13 protein-coding genes, 1 tRNA gene and 1 pseudogene are annotated in these 16,137 nt (G+C 71.4%); 6 read left to right on the forward strand and 9 right to left on the reverse strand.

Features of this window, described 5'->3' with window-relative positions:
- Window positions 1–155 precede the first annotated feature (155 nt).
- The gene (locus ACIBG6_RS28860) at window positions 156–779 is read left to right on the forward strand and encodes a MerR family transcriptional regulator (RefSeq protein WP_399225781.1); all 624 of its coding nucleotides are present in this window, start codon (window positions 156–158) and stop codon (window positions 777–779) included.
- A gap of 307 nt (window positions 780–1,086) precedes the next feature.
- Here the strand turns inward: ACIBG6_RS28860 and ACIBG6_RS28865 are convergent, their stop codons facing one another.
- The gene (locus ACIBG6_RS28865; RefSeq protein WP_399225587.1) at window positions 1,087–1,890 is read right to left on the reverse strand and encodes an exodeoxyribonuclease III; all 804 of its coding nucleotides are present in this window, start codon (window positions 1,888–1,890) and stop codon (window positions 1,087–1,089) included.
- A 50-nt stretch (window positions 1,891–1,940) separates the two neighbouring features.
- On the opposite strand from ACIBG6_RS28865, the gene ACIBG6_RS28870 reads away from it, so the two are divergent.
- Both ACIBG6_RS28870 and ACIBG6_RS28875 read left to right on the forward strand, forming a co-directional pair.
- Complete coding sequence (locus ACIBG6_RS28870) at window positions 1,941–2,420, forward strand: GNAT family N-acetyltransferase (protein ID WP_399225588.1); 480 nt, start codon at window positions 1,941–1,943, stop codon at window positions 2,418–2,420.
- A 535-nt stretch (window positions 2,421–2,955) separates the two neighbouring features.
- Window positions 2,956–3,714, forward strand: a pseudogene (locus tag ACIBG6_RS28875) (collagenase); the annotation flags it as partial.
- Window positions 3,715–3,866: 152 nt separating this feature from the next.
- Here ACIBG6_RS28875 and ACIBG6_RS28880 read toward each other — a convergent pair.
- From ACIBG6_RS28880 to galU, 7 genes are all read right to left on the reverse strand, one after another.
- Window positions 3,867–3,940: transfer RNA gene (locus ACIBG6_RS28880), tRNA-Ala, on the reverse strand.
- A gap of 94 nt (window positions 3,941–4,034) precedes the next feature.
- Window positions 4,035–5,090 carry a gephyrin-like molybdotransferase receptor GlpR gene (glpR, locus tag ACIBG6_RS28885; protein WP_399225589.1) on the reverse strand — a complete coding sequence of 352 codons (1,056 nt, stop codon included), beginning with the start codon at window positions 5,088–5,090 and terminating at the stop codon, window positions 4,035–4,037.
- 137 nt (window positions 5,091–5,227) lie between these two features.
- Entirely contained in the window at window positions 5,228–5,839 is a 612-nt protein-coding gene (locus ACIBG6_RS28890) for a GNAT family N-acetyltransferase (protein ID WP_399225590.1), read from the reverse strand.
- The gene (locus ACIBG6_RS28895) at window positions 5,836–6,372 is read right to left on the reverse strand and encodes a molybdenum cofactor biosynthesis protein B (protein WP_399225592.1); all 537 of its coding nucleotides are present in this window, start codon (window positions 6,370–6,372) and stop codon (window positions 5,836–5,838) included. The genes ACIBG6_RS28890 and ACIBG6_RS28895 overlap by 4 nt, the downstream gene beginning before the upstream one ends.
- Entirely contained in the window at window positions 6,369–6,854 is a 486-nt protein-coding gene (moaC, locus tag ACIBG6_RS28900; RefSeq protein WP_399225593.1) for a cyclic pyranopterin monophosphate synthase MoaC, read from the reverse strand. Before moaC ends, ACIBG6_RS28895 begins: the two co-directional genes overlap by 4 nt.
- Window positions 6,855–6,912: 58 nt before the next feature.
- Window positions 6,913–8,181 (reverse strand): gephyrin-like molybdotransferase Glp, encoded by a 1,269-nt coding sequence (gene glp, locus ACIBG6_RS28905; RefSeq protein WP_399225782.1) that lies wholly within the window; start codon window positions 8,179–8,181, stop codon window positions 6,913–6,915.
- A gap of 106 nt (window positions 8,182–8,287) precedes the next feature.
- Window positions 8,288–9,199, reverse strand: a complete 912-nt coding sequence (gene galU, locus ACIBG6_RS28910) for a UTP--glucose-1-phosphate uridylyltransferase GalU (RefSeq protein ID WP_399225594.1) — start codon at window positions 9,197–9,199, stop codon at window positions 8,288–8,290.
- 104 nt (window positions 9,200–9,303) lie between these two features.
- On the opposite strand from galU, the gene ACIBG6_RS28915 reads away from it, so the two are divergent.
- Window positions 9,304–9,918, forward strand: coding sequence for a 5-formyltetrahydrofolate cyclo-ligase (locus ACIBG6_RS28915; RefSeq protein ID WP_399225595.1), 615 nt, complete (start codon window positions 9,304–9,306; stop codon window positions 9,916–9,918).
- Here the strand turns inward: ACIBG6_RS28915 and ACIBG6_RS28920 are convergent.
- The gene (locus ACIBG6_RS28920; protein ID WP_399225596.1) at window positions 9,908–12,685 is read right to left on the reverse strand and encodes a penicillin acylase family protein; all 2,778 of its coding nucleotides are present in this window, start codon (window positions 12,683–12,685) and stop codon (window positions 9,908–9,910) included. The genes ACIBG6_RS28915 and ACIBG6_RS28920 overlap by 11 nt on opposite strands.
- A gap of 259 nt (window positions 12,686–12,944) precedes the next feature.
- Here ACIBG6_RS28920 and ACIBG6_RS28925 point away from each other — a divergent pair, with 259 nt between their 5' ends.
- Both ACIBG6_RS28925 and ACIBG6_RS28930 read left to right on the forward strand, forming a co-directional pair.
- Complete coding sequence (locus ACIBG6_RS28925) at window positions 12,945–14,546, forward strand: potassium/proton antiporter (protein WP_399225597.1); 1,602 nt, start codon at window positions 12,945–12,947, stop codon at window positions 14,544–14,546.
- 251 nt (window positions 14,547–14,797) lie between these two features.
- Complete coding sequence (locus tag ACIBG6_RS28930) at window positions 14,798–16,069, forward strand: MFS transporter (protein WP_399225598.1); 1,272 nt, start codon at window positions 14,798–14,800, stop codon at window positions 16,067–16,069.
- Window positions 16,070–16,137 lie beyond the last annotated feature (68 nt).

A 16,137-nucleotide genomic window follows, 5' to 3' on the forward strand; every position in this document is an offset into this window, starting at 1 on the left:
CAATCACTGGCACAGTCGGGACTGTAGAGCAGCTCCATACCGAGCGGTAGGGGTACGGCGAGGGAAAGTTACCGGCGGTACAACATAGGCTGGCGTGTGTGGCAGAAGGATCAGGACCCGACACGGGCGCACACGAAGCCGTACGCGAGTACCGCATGGAGGAGCTGGCGACGGCCGCCGGCATCACCGTGCGCACCCTGCGCTTCTACCGCGAGCGCGGACTGATCCCGCCGCCCCGCCGCGAGGGCCGCATCGCCTGGTACGACGAGCACCACCTCGCCCGGCTGCGCACCATAGCCGCCCTCCTGGAGCGCGGCCACACCCTCAACGGCATCGCCGACCTCACCACCGCCTTCGAGAGCGGCCGGAACGTCCGCGAGGTCCTCGCCCTCGGCTCCCCCACCGAGGAGGAGCCCGTCCGGCTCACCCCCGAGGAGCTCGCCGACCACTTCGCCGGCGAGGTCACCCCCGAGAACCTCGCGGCCGCCCTCGACCTCGGCTACCTCGTCACCGACGGCGAGGAGATCGTCCACATCAGCCGCCGCCTGCTCGACGTCTCCGCCGCGCTCGTCCGGGAGGGCGTCCCGCTCGCCGAGGTCCTCAAGGCGGGCGCCCGCGTCCGCGAACACGCCGACGCCCTCGCGGAGCTCTTCACCGACCTGCTCCGCGCGCACGCGGCCGAGGACGACCTGTGGCGGCTGCGCCCGCTCGCGAAGAGCGTCGTCGAGGCGGAGCTGTCGATGGCCCTCGACCGGCGCCTTCGCCCCGAGAACACCTGATCACGACCGCCTGACAGGTTCTTCAAAAGTTCTTCATGACCCCGGTCCTACGGTCGGGCCACCCACCGCTCGCGGCCGGCGCCGGAGCCTTACCGTCCTCCTCGCCGCGGCCGTCGTCGTGGTCGGGACGATCGCCTCCGTCGGCGCGCTCGGCCTCGGCGGCGGGGACGACGAGACGCCGGCCGCCCCGCCCCGGGCGGGCTCCACGGTCGCCGTCACCCGCGCGACCCTCGTCGAACGGACCAAGGTCGAGGGAATCCCCCTGAATCCCCTGCGTTCCCCCGCACGCTACCGCCCGGGGGTCTGCCTACAGCTCGTAGACGGCGGTCACGGGGGCGTGGTCGCTCCACCGCTCGGCGTGGGTGGCGGCGCGCTCGACGTAGGCCTTGACGGCCTTGGCGGCGAGGCCGGGGGTGGCGACCTGGTAGTCGATGCGCCAGCCGCTGTCGTTGTCGAAGGCGCGGCCGCGGTAGGACCACCAGGAGTAGGGCCCTTCCTGCTCGGGGTGCAGGGCCCGCACGACGTCGACGTACGCGCCGTCGCCCTCGTCGAGGACGCGGCCGAGCCACTCCCGCTCCTCGGGCAGGAAGCCGGCGTTCTTCTTGTTGGCCTTCCAGTTCTTGAGGTCGGCCTCGCGGTGGGCGATGTTCCAGTCGCCGCAGACGACGACCTCGCGCCCGTCGGCGGCGGCCCGGCTCCTGAGCTCCTTCAGGTACGGCAGGAACTCGCCCATGAACCGCAGCTTCTCGTCCTGGCGCTCGGTGCCGACCTCGCCGGAGGGCAGGTAGAGGCTGGCGACGGTCACACCGGGCAGGTCGGCCTCGATGTACCGCCCGCTGCCGTCGAACTCGCTCGACCCGAAGCCGACGCGCACGGCGTCGGGCTCGCGGCGCGTGTAGAGGGAGACGCCGGCGCGGCCCTTGGCGGCGGCGGGCGCGTGGGCCGTGAACCAGCCCTCGGGCGCCCGGACCTCGGCGGGCAGCTGGGCCTCCTCGGCGCGGACCTCCTGCAGGCAGACGGCGTCGGCGGAGGTGCCGGCCAGCCACTCGACGAAGCCCTTCTTGGCTGCGGCGCGGAGACCATTGACATTGACGGTGGTGACAGTGAGCATCCCGGGAGAATACCGACACTCACTTTCCGCATGCATATACACTCCCCCGCATGAACATCCACCCCACTCCTTTCGATCACCCCGACGCCGTGAAACTCAACGACGCGGTCCAGCTGGAATACGCCGCCCGCTACGACAGTGAGGGCGACGCCACACCGCTGGACCCCGCGATGTTCGCGCCCCCGCACGGCCTCTACCTCCTCGCCTACGACGACGAGGGCCGCCCCGTCGCCACCGGCGGCTGGCGCGCCCAGGACACGAACGACGAGGGTTACGCGGACGGGGACGCCGAACTGAAGCGCATGTACGTGGTCCCCGAGGCCCGCGGCCTGGGCCTGGCCCGCCGCATCCTCGCCACCCTCGAAGCCGACGCCCGCACGGCCGGCCGCACCCGCATGGTCCTGGAGACGGGCACGGCCCAGCCGGAGGCGATAGCCCTCTACGCGTCCAGCGGCTACGAGCCCTGCGCCAAGTTCGGCCACTACCGCAGCTACGACACCAGCCGCTGCTTCGCGAAGCCGCTGACCTGACGCTCCCAGGGGCCCCTCCGATTGCCGAGGCCGCCGGATTCGGACGACTTCCCGTTCGCCGCCTGGTCCCGCCTGCTCGCCCGCGCGACGGAACTCCCGGACTCGGCCCGGACGGACCCCGCCCTCGACGCCCCCGAGGCACGGACCCGCCTGATCCGGCGCCGACACCACCGGGACGACCGAAGCCCGAGAGGCATGCGGGTCGCCGGTTCGCACCGACTCGCGCCCGGCAGACGACGAGCGGGCTCGACGCATCCTGTGAACAGCATTGAAAAGACATGTGACATGTGCCATTTTACAGCGCAGCCGTTACGGACGGGCCCCTTCCTCCCATCCCCAGGAGCGAATCTTGCGCGCCATGGCCATCGCCACCGCCCTGCTCATATCGGCCTTCGCGGCCGCTCCCGCCCAGGCCGTCCAGGCCGCCCGGGCCGTCCAGGACGAGCCCAAGCCGGACCACGTCTTCGCGGACCCGGGCCAGCGCCCGGCCCACGGCAACACCAAGGGCGCGCCCGGCGCCACCGCCGGCGGCGGGCTGGAAGCGCGCATCCTGCCGATCGTCCACAACTGCAGCCCGTCGCTGCGGATCCGGGCCCAGGAGATGACCGCCGCCCAGCTGACGGCGACCTGCGCGAGCCTGGCCGACCAGGACGCGTACTTCCACAACGTGGTCAAGGACTCGGGGCCGGTCGCGAACGACTACAACACCACCCTCGAGGTCGATGTCTTCAACTCGAGCGCCGACTACAAGGCCTACGCGAGGAAGATCTACGGCATCGACACCAACAACGGCGGCATGTACCTGGAGGGAGACCCGTCCGTGACGGGCAACCAGCCGCGGTTCATCTGTTACGAGCGCACCGACGTGAGCCCCGGCTGGCAGATCTGGAACCTCAACCACGAGTACACGCACTACCTCGACGGCCGCTACAACCTGTACGGCGACTTCGGCGCCGGCCAGACCACCCCCACGGTGTGGTGGGGCGAGGGCATCGCGGAGTACGTCTCCTACTCCTACCGCGGCGTCACCTACGCCAACGCGGTGGCCGAGGCCGGCAAGCACACGTACTCCCTGCGCACGCTGTTCGACACCACCTACGCCAACAGCGACGTCAACCGCACCTACAACTGGGGCTACCTCGCCGCCCGCTACATGGTCGAGAAGCACCCGGCCGACGTCGCCACCGTCCTCGGCCACTACCGCACCGGAAACTGGGCCGCCGCGCGTTCCTTCCTCACCTCGCTGGACTACGAGAGCGACTGGAACGCCTGGCTGACGACCGTGGCCGCAGGCGCCTGACCCACCCGCCCGCTGCGGCCGGACGCACCCCCGGCCACAGGGGGCGATCGACCGAACCCCCGGGAAACGACGAAGATCCCGCCCGATCTTTCGATCGGACGGGATCTCGTCACTGTTCCCGAGAGCTACTCGCGAACTGTCGTTTGTGGACCTGTGGGGATTTGAACCCCAGACCCCCTCGATGCGAACGAGGTGCGCTACCAGACTGCGCCACAGGCCCTTGCGACGTGTGAAACATTAGCATCCCTACCGGCTCACGCAAAAATCCGTTCCGCCGCAGGTCACCGGGGGCCGTCGTGGGCCCCCGGCGGGGGTCATTCGTTGGCCGCCCGGGGGCGGTCGTCCTCCGCGTACTGGTCGAAGAGGGGGGTGCGGCCGCTGTCGCGGCCGCGGCGGGGCGGGGTCGTGCGGCGGCGGGGCGCCGGGGCGGGGGCCGGGGCCGGGTCCGCCACCGTGGAGGAGCGGGCCGCGCTCCAGGTCTCCGGGTCCGTGATGTCGACGCCGCTCGACGCGCGCGGCGCGACCGGCGCCGTGACGTACGTGGGGAGCGGGACCGGGACCGGCTCCCAGCTGTCACCGCGGGCCGGGCCGCGCTCGCGCTGCTGGTCCACCCACTCCGCGTGGTCCGTCTGCTCGACGAGGGCGCGGCGCCCCGCCTCCTGCGGGGACACGGGCGACGTCGAGACCGGCGCCTGTTCGGCCTCCGGCTCGGGGGTCGGGGTGGGCCGCCTGCTCTCCCGCAGCCGGGCCGCCGCCGCTTCCGCGCGGCGCCGGTCCATCACGTACACGAAGCGGCGTCGCTCCTGGACCCGCAGGTGCACGATGTACGCGCTGAGGAGCAGCGCCGGGACGGCGGGCGCCCACAGGAAGCCGATGCCGCCGACGGCCGCGACGACCGCGCCGAGGGTGAACCCGGCGAAGAGGAGCGTCGTGGTGCGCCGGCGCCGCGCGAGGACCTTGCCCCGGCGGGCCCGCTCGGCCGCCGCGCCGCCCGTGGAGGGGCGCGCGGGGGCTGGTGCGGGGGCGGGTTCCGGCGTGGGTTCCGGCTCGGGTTCCGGGAGTTCGAGGCGCGCCTCGGTCCTGGCCGCGGGCGCGGAAAAGGCCCGGACGTCGACCGAGCTCAGATGCTCGGTCGCCGCGTCCGGGTCCACGTCGGGCGTCGGACCCTCCGCCGTACGGTCCCGCTCCTTGAGCTCCTTGGCGTACCGGCGCTCCATTCCCGCCCGTCCGGACAGCAGCCGGATGGCGGTGCTGAAGCGTTCCGTCGGACGGGCTTCGTTCAGCTCGTCCTGCCTGCGGAGCCACATCGGCACCAAGTAGGCGGCCCAGGCCCCGACGATGACTGCGTAGATGAGGCCGCTGCTGCTCACGCCTCACACGGTAGAGGGGTTCGCGGGAGGGCATCGGCCAATTGGCCCGGTGTGTCGCACGATCTGGCTGATATCACTGAACTTTTTTGTGATTGTTCAGATCGTTTGCGTGCCAACTACCGATTAAATTCGAACGTTTATGCCATTCTTGTTTGGCGCCAGCGTCGCAGCAATCCCTCCGGCACCTCCTCCACCGTCAGCGCGAAGATCAGATGGTCCCGCCACGCGCCGTCGATGTGGAGATAGCGGGGCCGCATCCCCTCCTCGCGGAAGCCGAGTTTCTCCACGACGCGGCGCGAAGGGCCGTTCTCCGGCCGGATGCACACCTCCATCCGGTGCAGTCCGACCGCGCGGAAGCAGTGGTCGACGGCGAGCGCGACCGCCGTCGGCATCACCCCGCGCCCGGCCACCTCGCTGTCCACCCAGTAGCCCACGTGCCCCGAGCACATCGAGCCCCAGGTGATCCCGGCCACGGTCAACTGCCCGACGAGAAGCCCCTGGTACTCGATGACGAACGGCAGCATCCGGCCCGCCTTCGCCTCCGCCCGCAGATGGCGGACCATCTGACGGTACGTCGGCCGCTGCGCGACCGGGCCGCCCGGCGCCGGGGGCGGAACCGTCGCCTCCCAGGGCCGCAGCCACTCGCGGTTGCGCCGGTTCACCTCGCGCCAGGCCCGCTGGTCGCCCATCTTTATCGGGCGGAGGACGACGTCCCCGTCCACCAGGACCACGGGCCAGGGCGGGATCATGACGTTCTCGGGTGGTCGCCACCGCGGATCTGGTCGACGGCGTGCCGGAGGATCGGCTCCAGGACCGCCAGCCCGTCCCGTACCCCGCCCGGAGACCCCGGCAGGTTCACGATCAGCGTGCCGCCCGCGACCCCCGCGAGCCCGCGCGAGAGCGCCGCCGTCGGCACCTTCTCCCGGCCGTACGCGCGAATGGCCTCCGGGATGCCGGGGATGTCGCGGTCCAGGACCCGGCGCGTCGCCTCCGGGGTCTCGTCGGTGGGCGAGATGCCCGTACCGCCGGTGGTGACGATCGCGTCGTACCCCGCCTCGACCCCGGCCCGCAGCGCGGCCTCGACCGGCGCCCCGTCCGGGACGATCTGCGGGCCGTCCACGGCGAAGCCCATCCGGGTCAGGCCCTCGGCGATCAGCGGACCGCCCTTGTCCTCGTACACCCCGGCCGACGCCCGGTTCGAGGCGGTGACGACCAGCGCCCTGTACGGCGCGGCCGAGGCGTCGTGCTCGTGTACGCCCGTCACCCGGCCCCCGCGCGTCACGACTCGCTCCGCGTCCAGTGGCCCGACTTGCCGCCCGTCTTCTCCTCCACCCGTACGTCGGAGATGACCGCGCCCTTGTCGACCGCCTTCACCATGTCGACGACCGTCAGCGCCGCCACCGAGACCGCCGTCAGGGCCTCCATCTCGACGCCCGTGCGGTCCGTGGTCTTCACCGTCGCCAGGATCTCGACCGCCTCGTCCGTGACCGCCAGGTCCAGGGTGACGCCCGAGACGGCGAGCGGGTGGCAGAGCGGGATCAGGTCGGGGGTCTTCTTCGCCCCCATGATCCCGGCGATACGGGCCGTCGCCAGCGCGTCGCCCTTCGGGACGCCCTCGCCGCGCAGCAGCTCGATCACGCGCGGCGAGACGAGGACCCGTCCGCTGGCCCGCGCGGTGCGGGCCGTGACGTCCTTCGCGGAGACGTCGACCATGCGGGCCGCACCCGCCTCGTCGATGTGGGTGAGACCTTGCTGCGTGCTCATGGCCGTGACACTCCCGGTCGCTGTATGGGGACGACACCGTACCCCCACCCTCGCCCCCTCAGCCGAGGAGGACCACTTCCAGCTCGCTGCCCGGCTCGACGCTGTCCGTCTCCTCCGGGACCACGAGCAGGCAGTCCGCGTGCGCGAGGGCCGCGATGAGGTGCGAGCCGGCACCGCCCACCGGAGTGACGGTGCCCGCCTCCGGGTCGTACGTGCCCCGCAGGAACTGACGGCGGCCCGCCGGGGACGAGAGCGCCTTGTCGGCGGCGAGCACCGCCCGGACCGTGGGTCTGTGCAGGTCCTCGACGCCCATCAGGGACCGGATCGCCGGCCGGACGAACAGCTCGAAGGAGACGTACGAGGACACCGGGTTGCCCGGCAGCGCGAGCAGCGGGATCTGCTCGGCGCCGATCGCACCGAAGCCCTGCGGCTTGCCCGGCTGCATCGCCAGCTTCCGGAAGTCGACCTGCCCGTCGGCGCTCAGCGCCTCCTTCACCACGTCGTACGCGCCGACGCTCACCCCGCCCGTCGTCACGATCAGGTCCGCCCGGATGAGCTGGTCCTCGATCGTGGCCCGCAGCGTCTCGGCCTCGTCGGTGACGGCGCCCACCCGGTAGGCGAGGGCGCCGGCGTCCCGCGCGGCCGCGGCCAGCGCGAAGCTGTTGGAGTCGTGGATCTGGCCCTCGCCCAGCGGCTCGCCGGGCTGGACGAGCTCGCTGCCGGTGGAGATGACCACGACCCTCGGGCGGGGCCGCACGCGGACCGTGCCCCGGCCGATCGCCGCGAGGAGTCCGATCTGCGGCGGACCGAGGACGGTGCCGGCCGCGAGGGCCAGCTCCCCGGCCCGTACGTCGCTGCCGCGCGCGCGGACGTGCGCGCGGGCCTCGGCGGACCGGTGCACCCGCACCTCGCCGCCCGCGCCCTCCGGGGCGGCGCTGGCGGCGCGCATGCCGGTGGCCGCGCCCCCGCCCGTACCGCCGTCGGTCCACTCGACGGGGACGACGGCCTCGGCGCCGGGCGGCAGCGGGGCGCCCGTCATGATCCGGGCGGCCTGCCCGGGGCCGACGGTCGGCAGCCCGCCGTCACCGGCCGCGACGTCGCCGATGACCGTGAGGACCGCGGGGAACTCCTCGGTGGCACCGGCGACATCGGCGACCCGCACCGCGTACCCGTCCATGGAGCTGTTGTCGAACGGCGGCAGCGCGACCGGCACCGTCACGTCCTCGACGAGGACACAGCCCTGCGCGTCGAGGAGTTGGAGCTCGATGGGTTCGAGCGGGCCGACCGTCGCGAGGATGTCGGCCAGGTGCTCGTCCACCGACCACAGACCGCGGGCCGCGCCCGCGCAGGGGTCCGCCGGGCCGTGCTCGTGGCCGTGCTCGCCGGACGGGTGCTCGTCGGACGGCGACGGTGCCGCGCTGCTGCTCAAGGTCCTACATCTCCTCGCTGACGTATCTCCGGAGCCAGGCCCGGAAGTCCGGTCCCAGATCTTCACGTTCGCACGCGAGTCTGACAATGGCACGCAGATAGTCCCCGCGGTCACCGGTGTCATAGCGGCGGCCCTTGAAGACCACACCGTGCACCGGGCCGCCGATCTTCTCGTCGGAGGCGAGTTTCTGCAGGGCGTCGGTCAGCTGGATCTCCCCGCCGCGGCCCGGCTCGGTCTCCCGCAGCATCCCGAAGACGGCCGGATCCAGCACATAGCGGCCGATGATCGCGTAGTTGCTGGGCGCCTCTGCCGGCTCCGGCTTCTCGACCAGATCCGTCACCTTCACGATGTCCGGGTCGGCGGTCGCCTCGACGGCCGCGCAGCCGTACAGATGGATCTGCGAGGGCTCGACCTCCATCAGCGCGATCACGCTGCCGCCCTCACGCTCCTGGACCTCCACCATCCGCGAGAGGAGCGGGTCGCGCGGGTCGATCAGGTCGTCGCCGAGGAGCACCGCGAAGGGCTGGTCGCCGACGTGCGGGGCCGCGCACAGCACCGCGTGGCCGAGACCGCGCGGGGCGCCCTGGCGCACGTAGTGCATGGTGGCGAGGTCGCTGGACTCCTGGACCTTGGAGAGGCGCTCGTCGTCGCCCTTCCGGATCAGAGCTTCCTCCAGCTCGTAGTTCCGGTCGAAGTGGTCCTCAAGGGGACGCTTGTTGCGACCGGTGATCATCAGAACGTCCGAAAGACCGGCCGCGACGGCCTCCTCGACGACGTACTGGATCGCCGGTTTGTCGACGACCGGCAGCATCTCCTTCGGCGTCGCCTTGGTCGCCGGAAGGAAGCGGGTGCCGAGGCCCGCGGCCGGGATGACAGCCTTGCTGATCCGGCCGAGCCTGGGGAGCGACTGATTCATGAACTGCACCTTAGTCGTTCGGAATGAGAGAAAGATGTGGCTTCGATTAACTTCATCCACATAAAGACAGTTACGAGAGTTTCGTGAATTCAGATGAGGCCGTCATGACACCCGAGACACCCGAGTTGTCCGAAAAGACCCTGCTGCGCAAGCGACTTCTGGCCGCCCGAGCCGCGCTGAGCGCCGACTCCCTCGCGGACGCGGCCGAATCCCTCGCCCGCCAGGGAGTGGAACTGGCCGAACTCGCCGAGGCGTCCACCGTCGCCGCCTACGTCTCCGTGGGCCGCGAGCCGGGCACCCGCGCGCTGCTCGACGCGCTGCACACGCGCGGGGTGCGGGTCCTGCTCCCCGTACTGCTCCCCGACAACGACCTGGACTGGGCTTCGTACGAAGGTCCGGAGCAGCTCGCGAAGGCCGGCCGCGGACTCCTCGAACCGGTCGGGCCCCGCCTCGGGCCGGAGGCCGTATGCGCCGCCGACGCCGTCCTGTTGCCGGGCCTCGCGGTCGACGCGCGAGGGATGCGGCTCGGCCGGGGCGGCGGCTCGTACGACCGGGTCCTCGCCCGGCTCGTGCGGGCGGGCACCGACCCGGCCCTGGTCGTGCTCCTGTACGCGGACGAGGTGGTCGCCCGGGTCCCGGAGGAACCGCACGACCACCCCGTGCACGCGGTGGTGACCCCGAAGGGGGTCATCCGATTCCGTACGACCCCTACGGCTTGAGGACCAGCGTGTCCTTCGTCGACGCGTCCACCGCCGCCTTGCCGTAGGCCCAGTCGTAGAGCTCGCCCTTCGCCCACGTGTCCGTCTGGTCGGTGTAGTGGTCGTGGAAGGCGTGGCCCGAGGACCCGGTCAGGTTGACCCACCGGGACTTGTCCCAGTCGCCGACGTTGACCACCATCCGCATCGACGGCACCCAGATGACCTCGTAGCCGCCGGCCGCGTTCCAGCCGGTCGCGTCGACCGCCGCCTCGCCACCGCCCAGGTTCCACGGGCCGCGGTTGAGGAGCTGCTGCACGACGCCGGGACCGGCGGTGCCGAGGGTCTGGTTCTTCAGGGTCAGCTGGTGCAGCCGGCCCCAGCTCCAGGTGGAGATGTCCTTGCCGAGCTTGGCGGTCAGCTCCCAGCGGGCGTCCTTCATGGCCCGGGCGAGCAGCTGGTCACGGGTCTCGGTGGCCGCGTCCGTGCGGTTGCCCGGGGTCGTCCACCACTCGCTCTCCTCCTGCTTGAGGAGCGGGCGGACCACCTCGTACCAGCGGTCGCCGCCGTCCGGCTGCGCCGAGTCGGGGTCGCGCTGGCCGCACTCCCGGACGAGCTTGTTCTGCTCGTCGACCGGGCCGGTGGCGTCGGCCGGGCGGACGGTGATGCAGTCGCCCTCGGCCCGCAGTTCCTTGGGCAGCTTGTCGCCGAAGGCGAGCTTGAGGACGTTGCGCCAGACCGCGTTGAAGTAGGCGGCTGCGGCCGAGTCGGGCTCCTGGGTGTAGTCCCAGCCCTCCAGGAGCTTCTGCGCCTCGCGGACGTACGGGTCCGAGATGTCGACCTTCAGCAGCAGCGGGTTGAGCAGCGTCGCGATCTCGCTGCGGTTGTCCGTCTGCATGGTCCGCATGTCGTCCGGCGAGATCTTTCCGCCGTCCTTGGTCTTCGACTCGATGAGGTCGTTGATCCGCTGGCTGCGCGAGCCGTAGCCCCAGTCCTTGGTGAGCAGGTCCGGGTACGTCTTCTCGTCGATCACGGCCTGGTTGGCGGTGACGATGTAGCCGCGGTCCGGGTTGTACTCGTACGGCAGCTGCGCGAAGGGGATGTAGCCCTTCCACCGGTACGCGGAGTCCCAGCCCGGCGCCGGGAGGGCGCCGTCGCCCTTGGTGCGCTGCGGGATCTTGCCCGGGGACTGGTAGCCGATGTTGCCCTCGGTGTCGGCGTAGATCAGGTTCTGGGACGGGACCTCGAAGTTCTTGGCCGCCGCCCGGAAGGTGGTGAAGTCCTTGGCGCGGTCGAGCGCGAAGATCGCGTCCATCGACTTGCCGGGCTGGAGCGCCGTCCACTGGAGGGAGACGCCGTAGCCGGTGCCTCGGTCGGGGGCGGCGTTGCCGACGGGGGCCTTCTGGCCGACCTTCTCCAGCTCGGAGGAGCGGTCGGAGACGAGCGGGCCGCGGTCGGTGGATCGGACGGTGATCTTCCGGTCGTTCCCGCCGGCCACCTTGATGACCTCGTCGCGGACCGTGAACGGCTTGACCTTGCCGTCGACGAGGTAGCCGTCCGGGCCGATCTTCTCCAGGTAGAGGTCGGTGACGTCGGCGCCGAGGTTGGTGAGACCCCAGGCGATCTTGTCGTTATGACCGATGATCACACCGGGCATGCCGGAGAAGGTGTAGCCGGCGACGTCGTAGCGGCACGTGGCCGAGACCGAGCGGCAGTGCAGACCCATCTGGTACCAGAGCGACGGCAGCTGCGGCGCGAGGTGCGGGTCGTTGGCGAGGAGCGGCTTGCCCGAGGTCGTCTTCGCGCCGGACACGACCCACGAGTTCGAGCCGATGCCGTTGCCGTTGGGGCCGAGGAGGGCCGGGATGCCGTCCAGGACCTCGGAGAGCGCGCCGAGCTGGGCGTCCACGCCGCCCTGGGAGGAACCGGTGGAGCTGCCGGGGCCGGTGGGGTTGGTGCCCGGGGTGTCGCCCGTCGTCGACCCGTCGCCCTCGCCGCTCCCGTCGCCCCCGCCGGCCTCGGCCGACGGATCGAAGGAACCGGTCGTCTCGTCGACCGCGCCCTTGTCGACGATCGGCTGGTGGAGCGCGTACGGGTACTCCGGGTAGAGCTGCTTGATCTGGCTCGCGCTCAGCCGGCTCGTCATCAGCGAGCGGTCGATCTCGTCCTGCATGTTGCCGCGCAGGTCCCAGGCCATCGCCTTGAGCCAGGCCACCGAGTCGACCGGGGTCCACGGCTCGATCGCGTAGTCGTTGGTGAAGCCCAGGGCCGCGTACTCGACGGAGATGTCCGCCGGGTCCCGGTCCTCGAGGTAGGCGTTGACGCCCTCCGCGTAGGCCTGGAGGTACTTCTTCGTCTCGGCCGAGAGGACCTTGTCGTACTCCTGCTGCGCGACCCGGCGCCAGCCGAGCGTGCGCAGGAAGGAGTCGGTCTCGACCTGGCTCTCGCCGAACATCTCGGAGAGGCGGCCCGCCGTCACGTGCCGGCGGACGTCCATCTCGTAGAAGCGGTCCTGCGCCTGGACGTAGCCCTGGGCGCGGAAGAGGTCCGTCTCGTTGTCCGCGTAGATCTGCGGGACGCCGTTCGCGTCCCGCTTGACCGTGACGTCGGCGGAGAGGCTGTCGAGCCGGATCTCGCCGGTGGTCTGCGGGAACGAGGCCCGGACGGTGGTGACACCCCAGTACCCGCCGAATCCGATGCCCGCGACCAGCGCAAGGACCAGGACGAGGAGGAGCAGGCGGACGCGCCGCCCTTTCTTCTTGGCGGGGGGCGCGGTCGTGTTGGAGGGCATCGCTGTCCTTCGAGGGGCAGGGTGGTCCTGGAGTACGGGAGCAACCTTAGGTGCAGCGTCCGGACGGCCCGGACTCGGTGTCAGGAAGAGAACCGTACTGATGAGCGGCCCGATGCAAAGGAGGCGTCAAGAAAACGTTAAAGATTAGGTAAGGTAACGAAGTGTCGGCCGCTGGAGGAACGATCCAGCTGCATGCGAGGGGAAGGATCGGCCACTGACTGTCCACCAGCTCAACGAACTCCTGCTCATCTGCTCCCTCGTGTTGCTGATCGCCGTCGCGGCCGTGCGGATCTCGTCCCGGAGCGGGCTCCCCAGCCTGCTGCTCTACCTCGGGATCGGCGTCGCGATAGGGCAGGACGGCATCGGCAACGTCGCCTTCGACAACGCCGAACTGACCCAGGTCATCGGCTACGCCGCCCTCGTCGTGATCCTCGCCGAGGGTGGCCTCGGCACGAAGTGGAAGGAGATCAAGCCGGCACTGCCCGCCGCCGTCGTCCTCTCCACCGTCGGGGTCGCCGTCAGCGTCGGCATCACGGCCACGGCCGCCCACTACCTCGTCGGCCTCGACTGGCGGCAGGCGCTGATCATCGGCGCCGTCGTCTCCTCCACCGACGCCGCCGCGGTCTTCTCCGTGCTGCGCAAGGTGCCGCTGCCCTCCCGGGTCACCGGTGTCCTGGAGGCCGAGTCCGGCTTCAACGACGCCCCCGTCGTCATCCTCGTCGTCGCCTTCTCCACCGCGGGACCCGTCGACGCCTGGTACCTCCTCGTCGGCACGATCGCCCTGGAGCTCGCCATCGGCGTCGCGGTCGGTCTCGCCGTCGGCTTCCTCGGCGCGTACGGCCTCCGGCACGTGGCCCTGCCCGCCTCCGGCCTCTACCCGATCGCCGTCATGGCCATCGCGGTGGTGGCGTACGCGGCCGGCGCCCTGGCCCACGGCTCCGGCTTCCTCGCCGTCTACCTGGCGGCGATGGTCCTCGGCAACGCCAAGCTGCCGCACGCGCCCGCCAACCGCGGCTTCGCCGAGGGGCTCGGCTGGATCGCCCAGATCGGCATGTTCGTCCTGCTCGGCCTGCTCGTCACCCCGCACGAGCTCGTCCACGACTTCTGGCCCGCCGTCGTCATCGGCCTCGTCCTGACGGTGGTCGCGCGGCCGATGGAGGTCCTGGTCAGCCTGGCGCCGTTCCGGATCCCGTGGCAGGAGCAGGCCCTCATGTCCTGGGCCGGCCTGCGCGGAGCCGTCCCCATCATCCTCGCCACCATTCCGATGGTGGCGCAGATCGAGGGCAGCGAGCGGATCTTCAACATCGTCTTCGTGCTCGTCGTCGTCTACACCCTGGTCCAGGGGCCGACCCTGCCCTGGCTGGCGAAGGCGCTGAAGCTGGGCGACGACGCCGAGGCCGCCGACCTCGGCGTCGAGTCCGCGCCCCTGGAGCGACTGCGCGGGCACCTGCTCTCCGTCGCCATCCCCAAGGCCTCGCGCATGCACGGCGTCGAGGTCGGGGAACTGCGGCTCCCGGCCGGAGCGGCGGTCACCCTCGTCGTACGCGAGGAGAAGAGCTTCGTGCCCGGTCCCGCGACCGTCCTGCGCCGCGGCGACGAGCTCCTCGTCGTCGCGACCGACCCGGTGCGGGACGCCACGGAGCGGCGCCTGCGGGCGGTCGGACAGGGCGGCAAGCTCGCCGGGTGGCTCGGTACGGGCGGCGTGGAGGTCACCTCGCACGCGGGAACGGCGACGCGCTTCCACCTGCCGGGCGGGCACGGCGGGAGCCACGAGCACCGTTCGCGCGGCTCCTCCCGCGGGACCTCGCAGGGCTCCTCGCGCGGCCTCTCGCAGGGCCCCGACAAGAAAACATCCGGTTAATCCCAGGCATTAATTCAGGTGCGAGAGCGTTTTCCCAGGCGGGAAGACGCTCTTCCCTGTACCCTGAAGGCACACCTGATCGAACCAACTCTGCCTGAAGCAGAGCTGGCGCGACCGTATGGCGGCCGAGGCGCCCCTCCGTAGTGGGGCCGGCCCGGTATCTACCGCAGTAACGCGCATGAGGACAGCTCTCGGCGACACCCGCACCACCGTGCCGGGGCGCGCTACCAGGCGGCAGAAAGGCCAGGACCGTGGCGTCCACGGTCATCTCGGACAAGCGACCCGGCTACGGGCAGCTCCTGCGCACCCCCGGTGCGCTGTCCTTCCTGCTCCCCGGCTTCGCCGCCCGGCAGCCCTTCGCGATGCTGACCATCGGCATCGTCCTGCTCGTCCAGCACACCACCGGCTCGTTCGGCAGCGCGGGCGCGGTCGCCGCCGTCACCGGCGTCTCCATGGCGATCTTCGCCCCGCAGAGCGGCAAGCTCGCCGACCGCTTCGGCCAGCGCGCCGTCCTCATCCCCGGTGTCCTCGTCCACACCGCGTCCGTCATCCTGCTCGTGGTGCTCGCCCTGTCCGGCGCCCCGCTGTGGGCGCTGTTCCTGGCCGCCGTGCCCGCCGGTGCCTCCGTGCCCCAGGTCGGACCGATGGTCCGGGCCCGGTGGGCGGCCAAGCTCGACGGCACGCCGCTGATGCCGACGGCCGCGGCCTTCGAGTCCGTGACCGACGAGTTCACCTTCGTCGTCGGCCCTGTCCTCGCGACCGCCCTGTGCACCGGCATCCACCCGGCCGCGGGCCTGATCGCCGAGGCCGCCCTCACCCTCGTCGGCGGCCTGTTCTTCGCCGCGCAGCGCGCCACCCAGCCCGCGTACGGCATCGCCGCGGCCACCACCGCCGGCCCGCCCCGCTCGGCCCTCTCCATCCCCGGCGTCCGCGTCCTGATCGTCGCCTTCCTCGGCATCGGCGCCGTCTTCGGCGGCATGCAGGTCTCCCTGACCGCCTTCACCGAGGAGATCGGCAACCCCGGTGCCAACGGCCTGCTGTACGGGATCTTCGCCGCCGGCAACATGCTCGCGGGCATCGCGATGGGCGCCGTCGCCTGGAAGGTCGGCCCCCGCCGCCGTCTGATCCTCGGCTACACCGGCCTCACGATCGCGGCCTCCCTGCTGTGGACCGCGCACTCGGTGCTCCTCCTCGGCGCCCTGGGCCTGGTCGTGGGTCTGTGCATCGCCCCCGCCCTGATCACCGGCTACACCATCGTCGAGACCCTGATCCCGGCGACGGCCCGTACCGAGGCCTTCACCTGGCTCACCGGCGCCGTCGCGCTCGGTCAGGCCGCGGCCGTCACGATCGCCGGCCGCCTGGCCGACTCGCAGGGATCGAGCGCCGGATTCCTGGTGCCGGCCGTGGGCACCGTCCTCGCCCTGGGCACGCTCGTCGCCCTCCGGTCGCGGCTGAAGCCGCGCGAGACCAGCCGGGTCGCGGCACGTGGTATCGGTCACCGCGTGCCGGTGGCGGTGGACTGATCCCACGGAATACGTCAAGATGGATCGTCGTTAGCACTCGATGAGTGTGAGTGCCAGGAGGAAGTCAC

The organism is Streptomyces sp. NPDC050842 (genome assembly GCF_044456565.1).
In the GTDB taxonomy this organism is placed as follows: domain Bacteria; phylum Actinomycetota; class Actinomycetes; order Streptomycetales; family Streptomycetaceae; genus Streptomyces.

Bases quoted from the DNA above. Each gene is read 5' to 3' on its own strand.
- ACIBG6_RS28865 (WP_399225587.1), bottom strand. From the start codon at position 1,890: ATGCTCACTGTCACCACCGTCAATGTCAATGGTCTCCGCGCCGCAGCC.
- ACIBG6_RS28870 (WP_399225588.1), top strand. From the start codon at position 1,941: ATGAACATCCACCCCACTCCTTTCGATCACCCCGACGCCGTGAAACTC.
- ACIBG6_RS28890 (WP_399225590.1), bottom strand. From the start codon at position 5,839: ATGATCCCGCCCTGGCCCGTGGTCCTGGTGGACGGGGACGTCGTCCTC.
- galU (WP_399225594.1), bottom strand. From the start codon at position 9,199: ATGAATCAGTCGCTCCCCAGGCTCGGCCGGATCAGCAAGGCTGTCATC.
- ACIBG6_RS28915 (WP_399225595.1), top strand. From the start codon at position 9,304: ATGACACCCGAGACACCCGAGTTGTCCGAAAAGACCCTGCTGCGCAAG.
- ACIBG6_RS28920 (WP_399225596.1), bottom strand. From the start codon at position 12,685: ATGCCCTCCAACACGACCGCGCCCCCCGCCAAGAAGAAAGGGCGGCGC.
- ACIBG6_RS28860 (WP_399225781.1), top strand. From the start codon at position 156: ATGGAGGAGCTGGCGACGGCCGCCGGCATCACCGTGCGCACCCTGCGC.
- moaC (WP_399225593.1), bottom strand. From the start codon at position 6,854: ATGAGCACGCAGCAAGGTCTCACCCACATCGACGAGGCGGGTGCGGCC.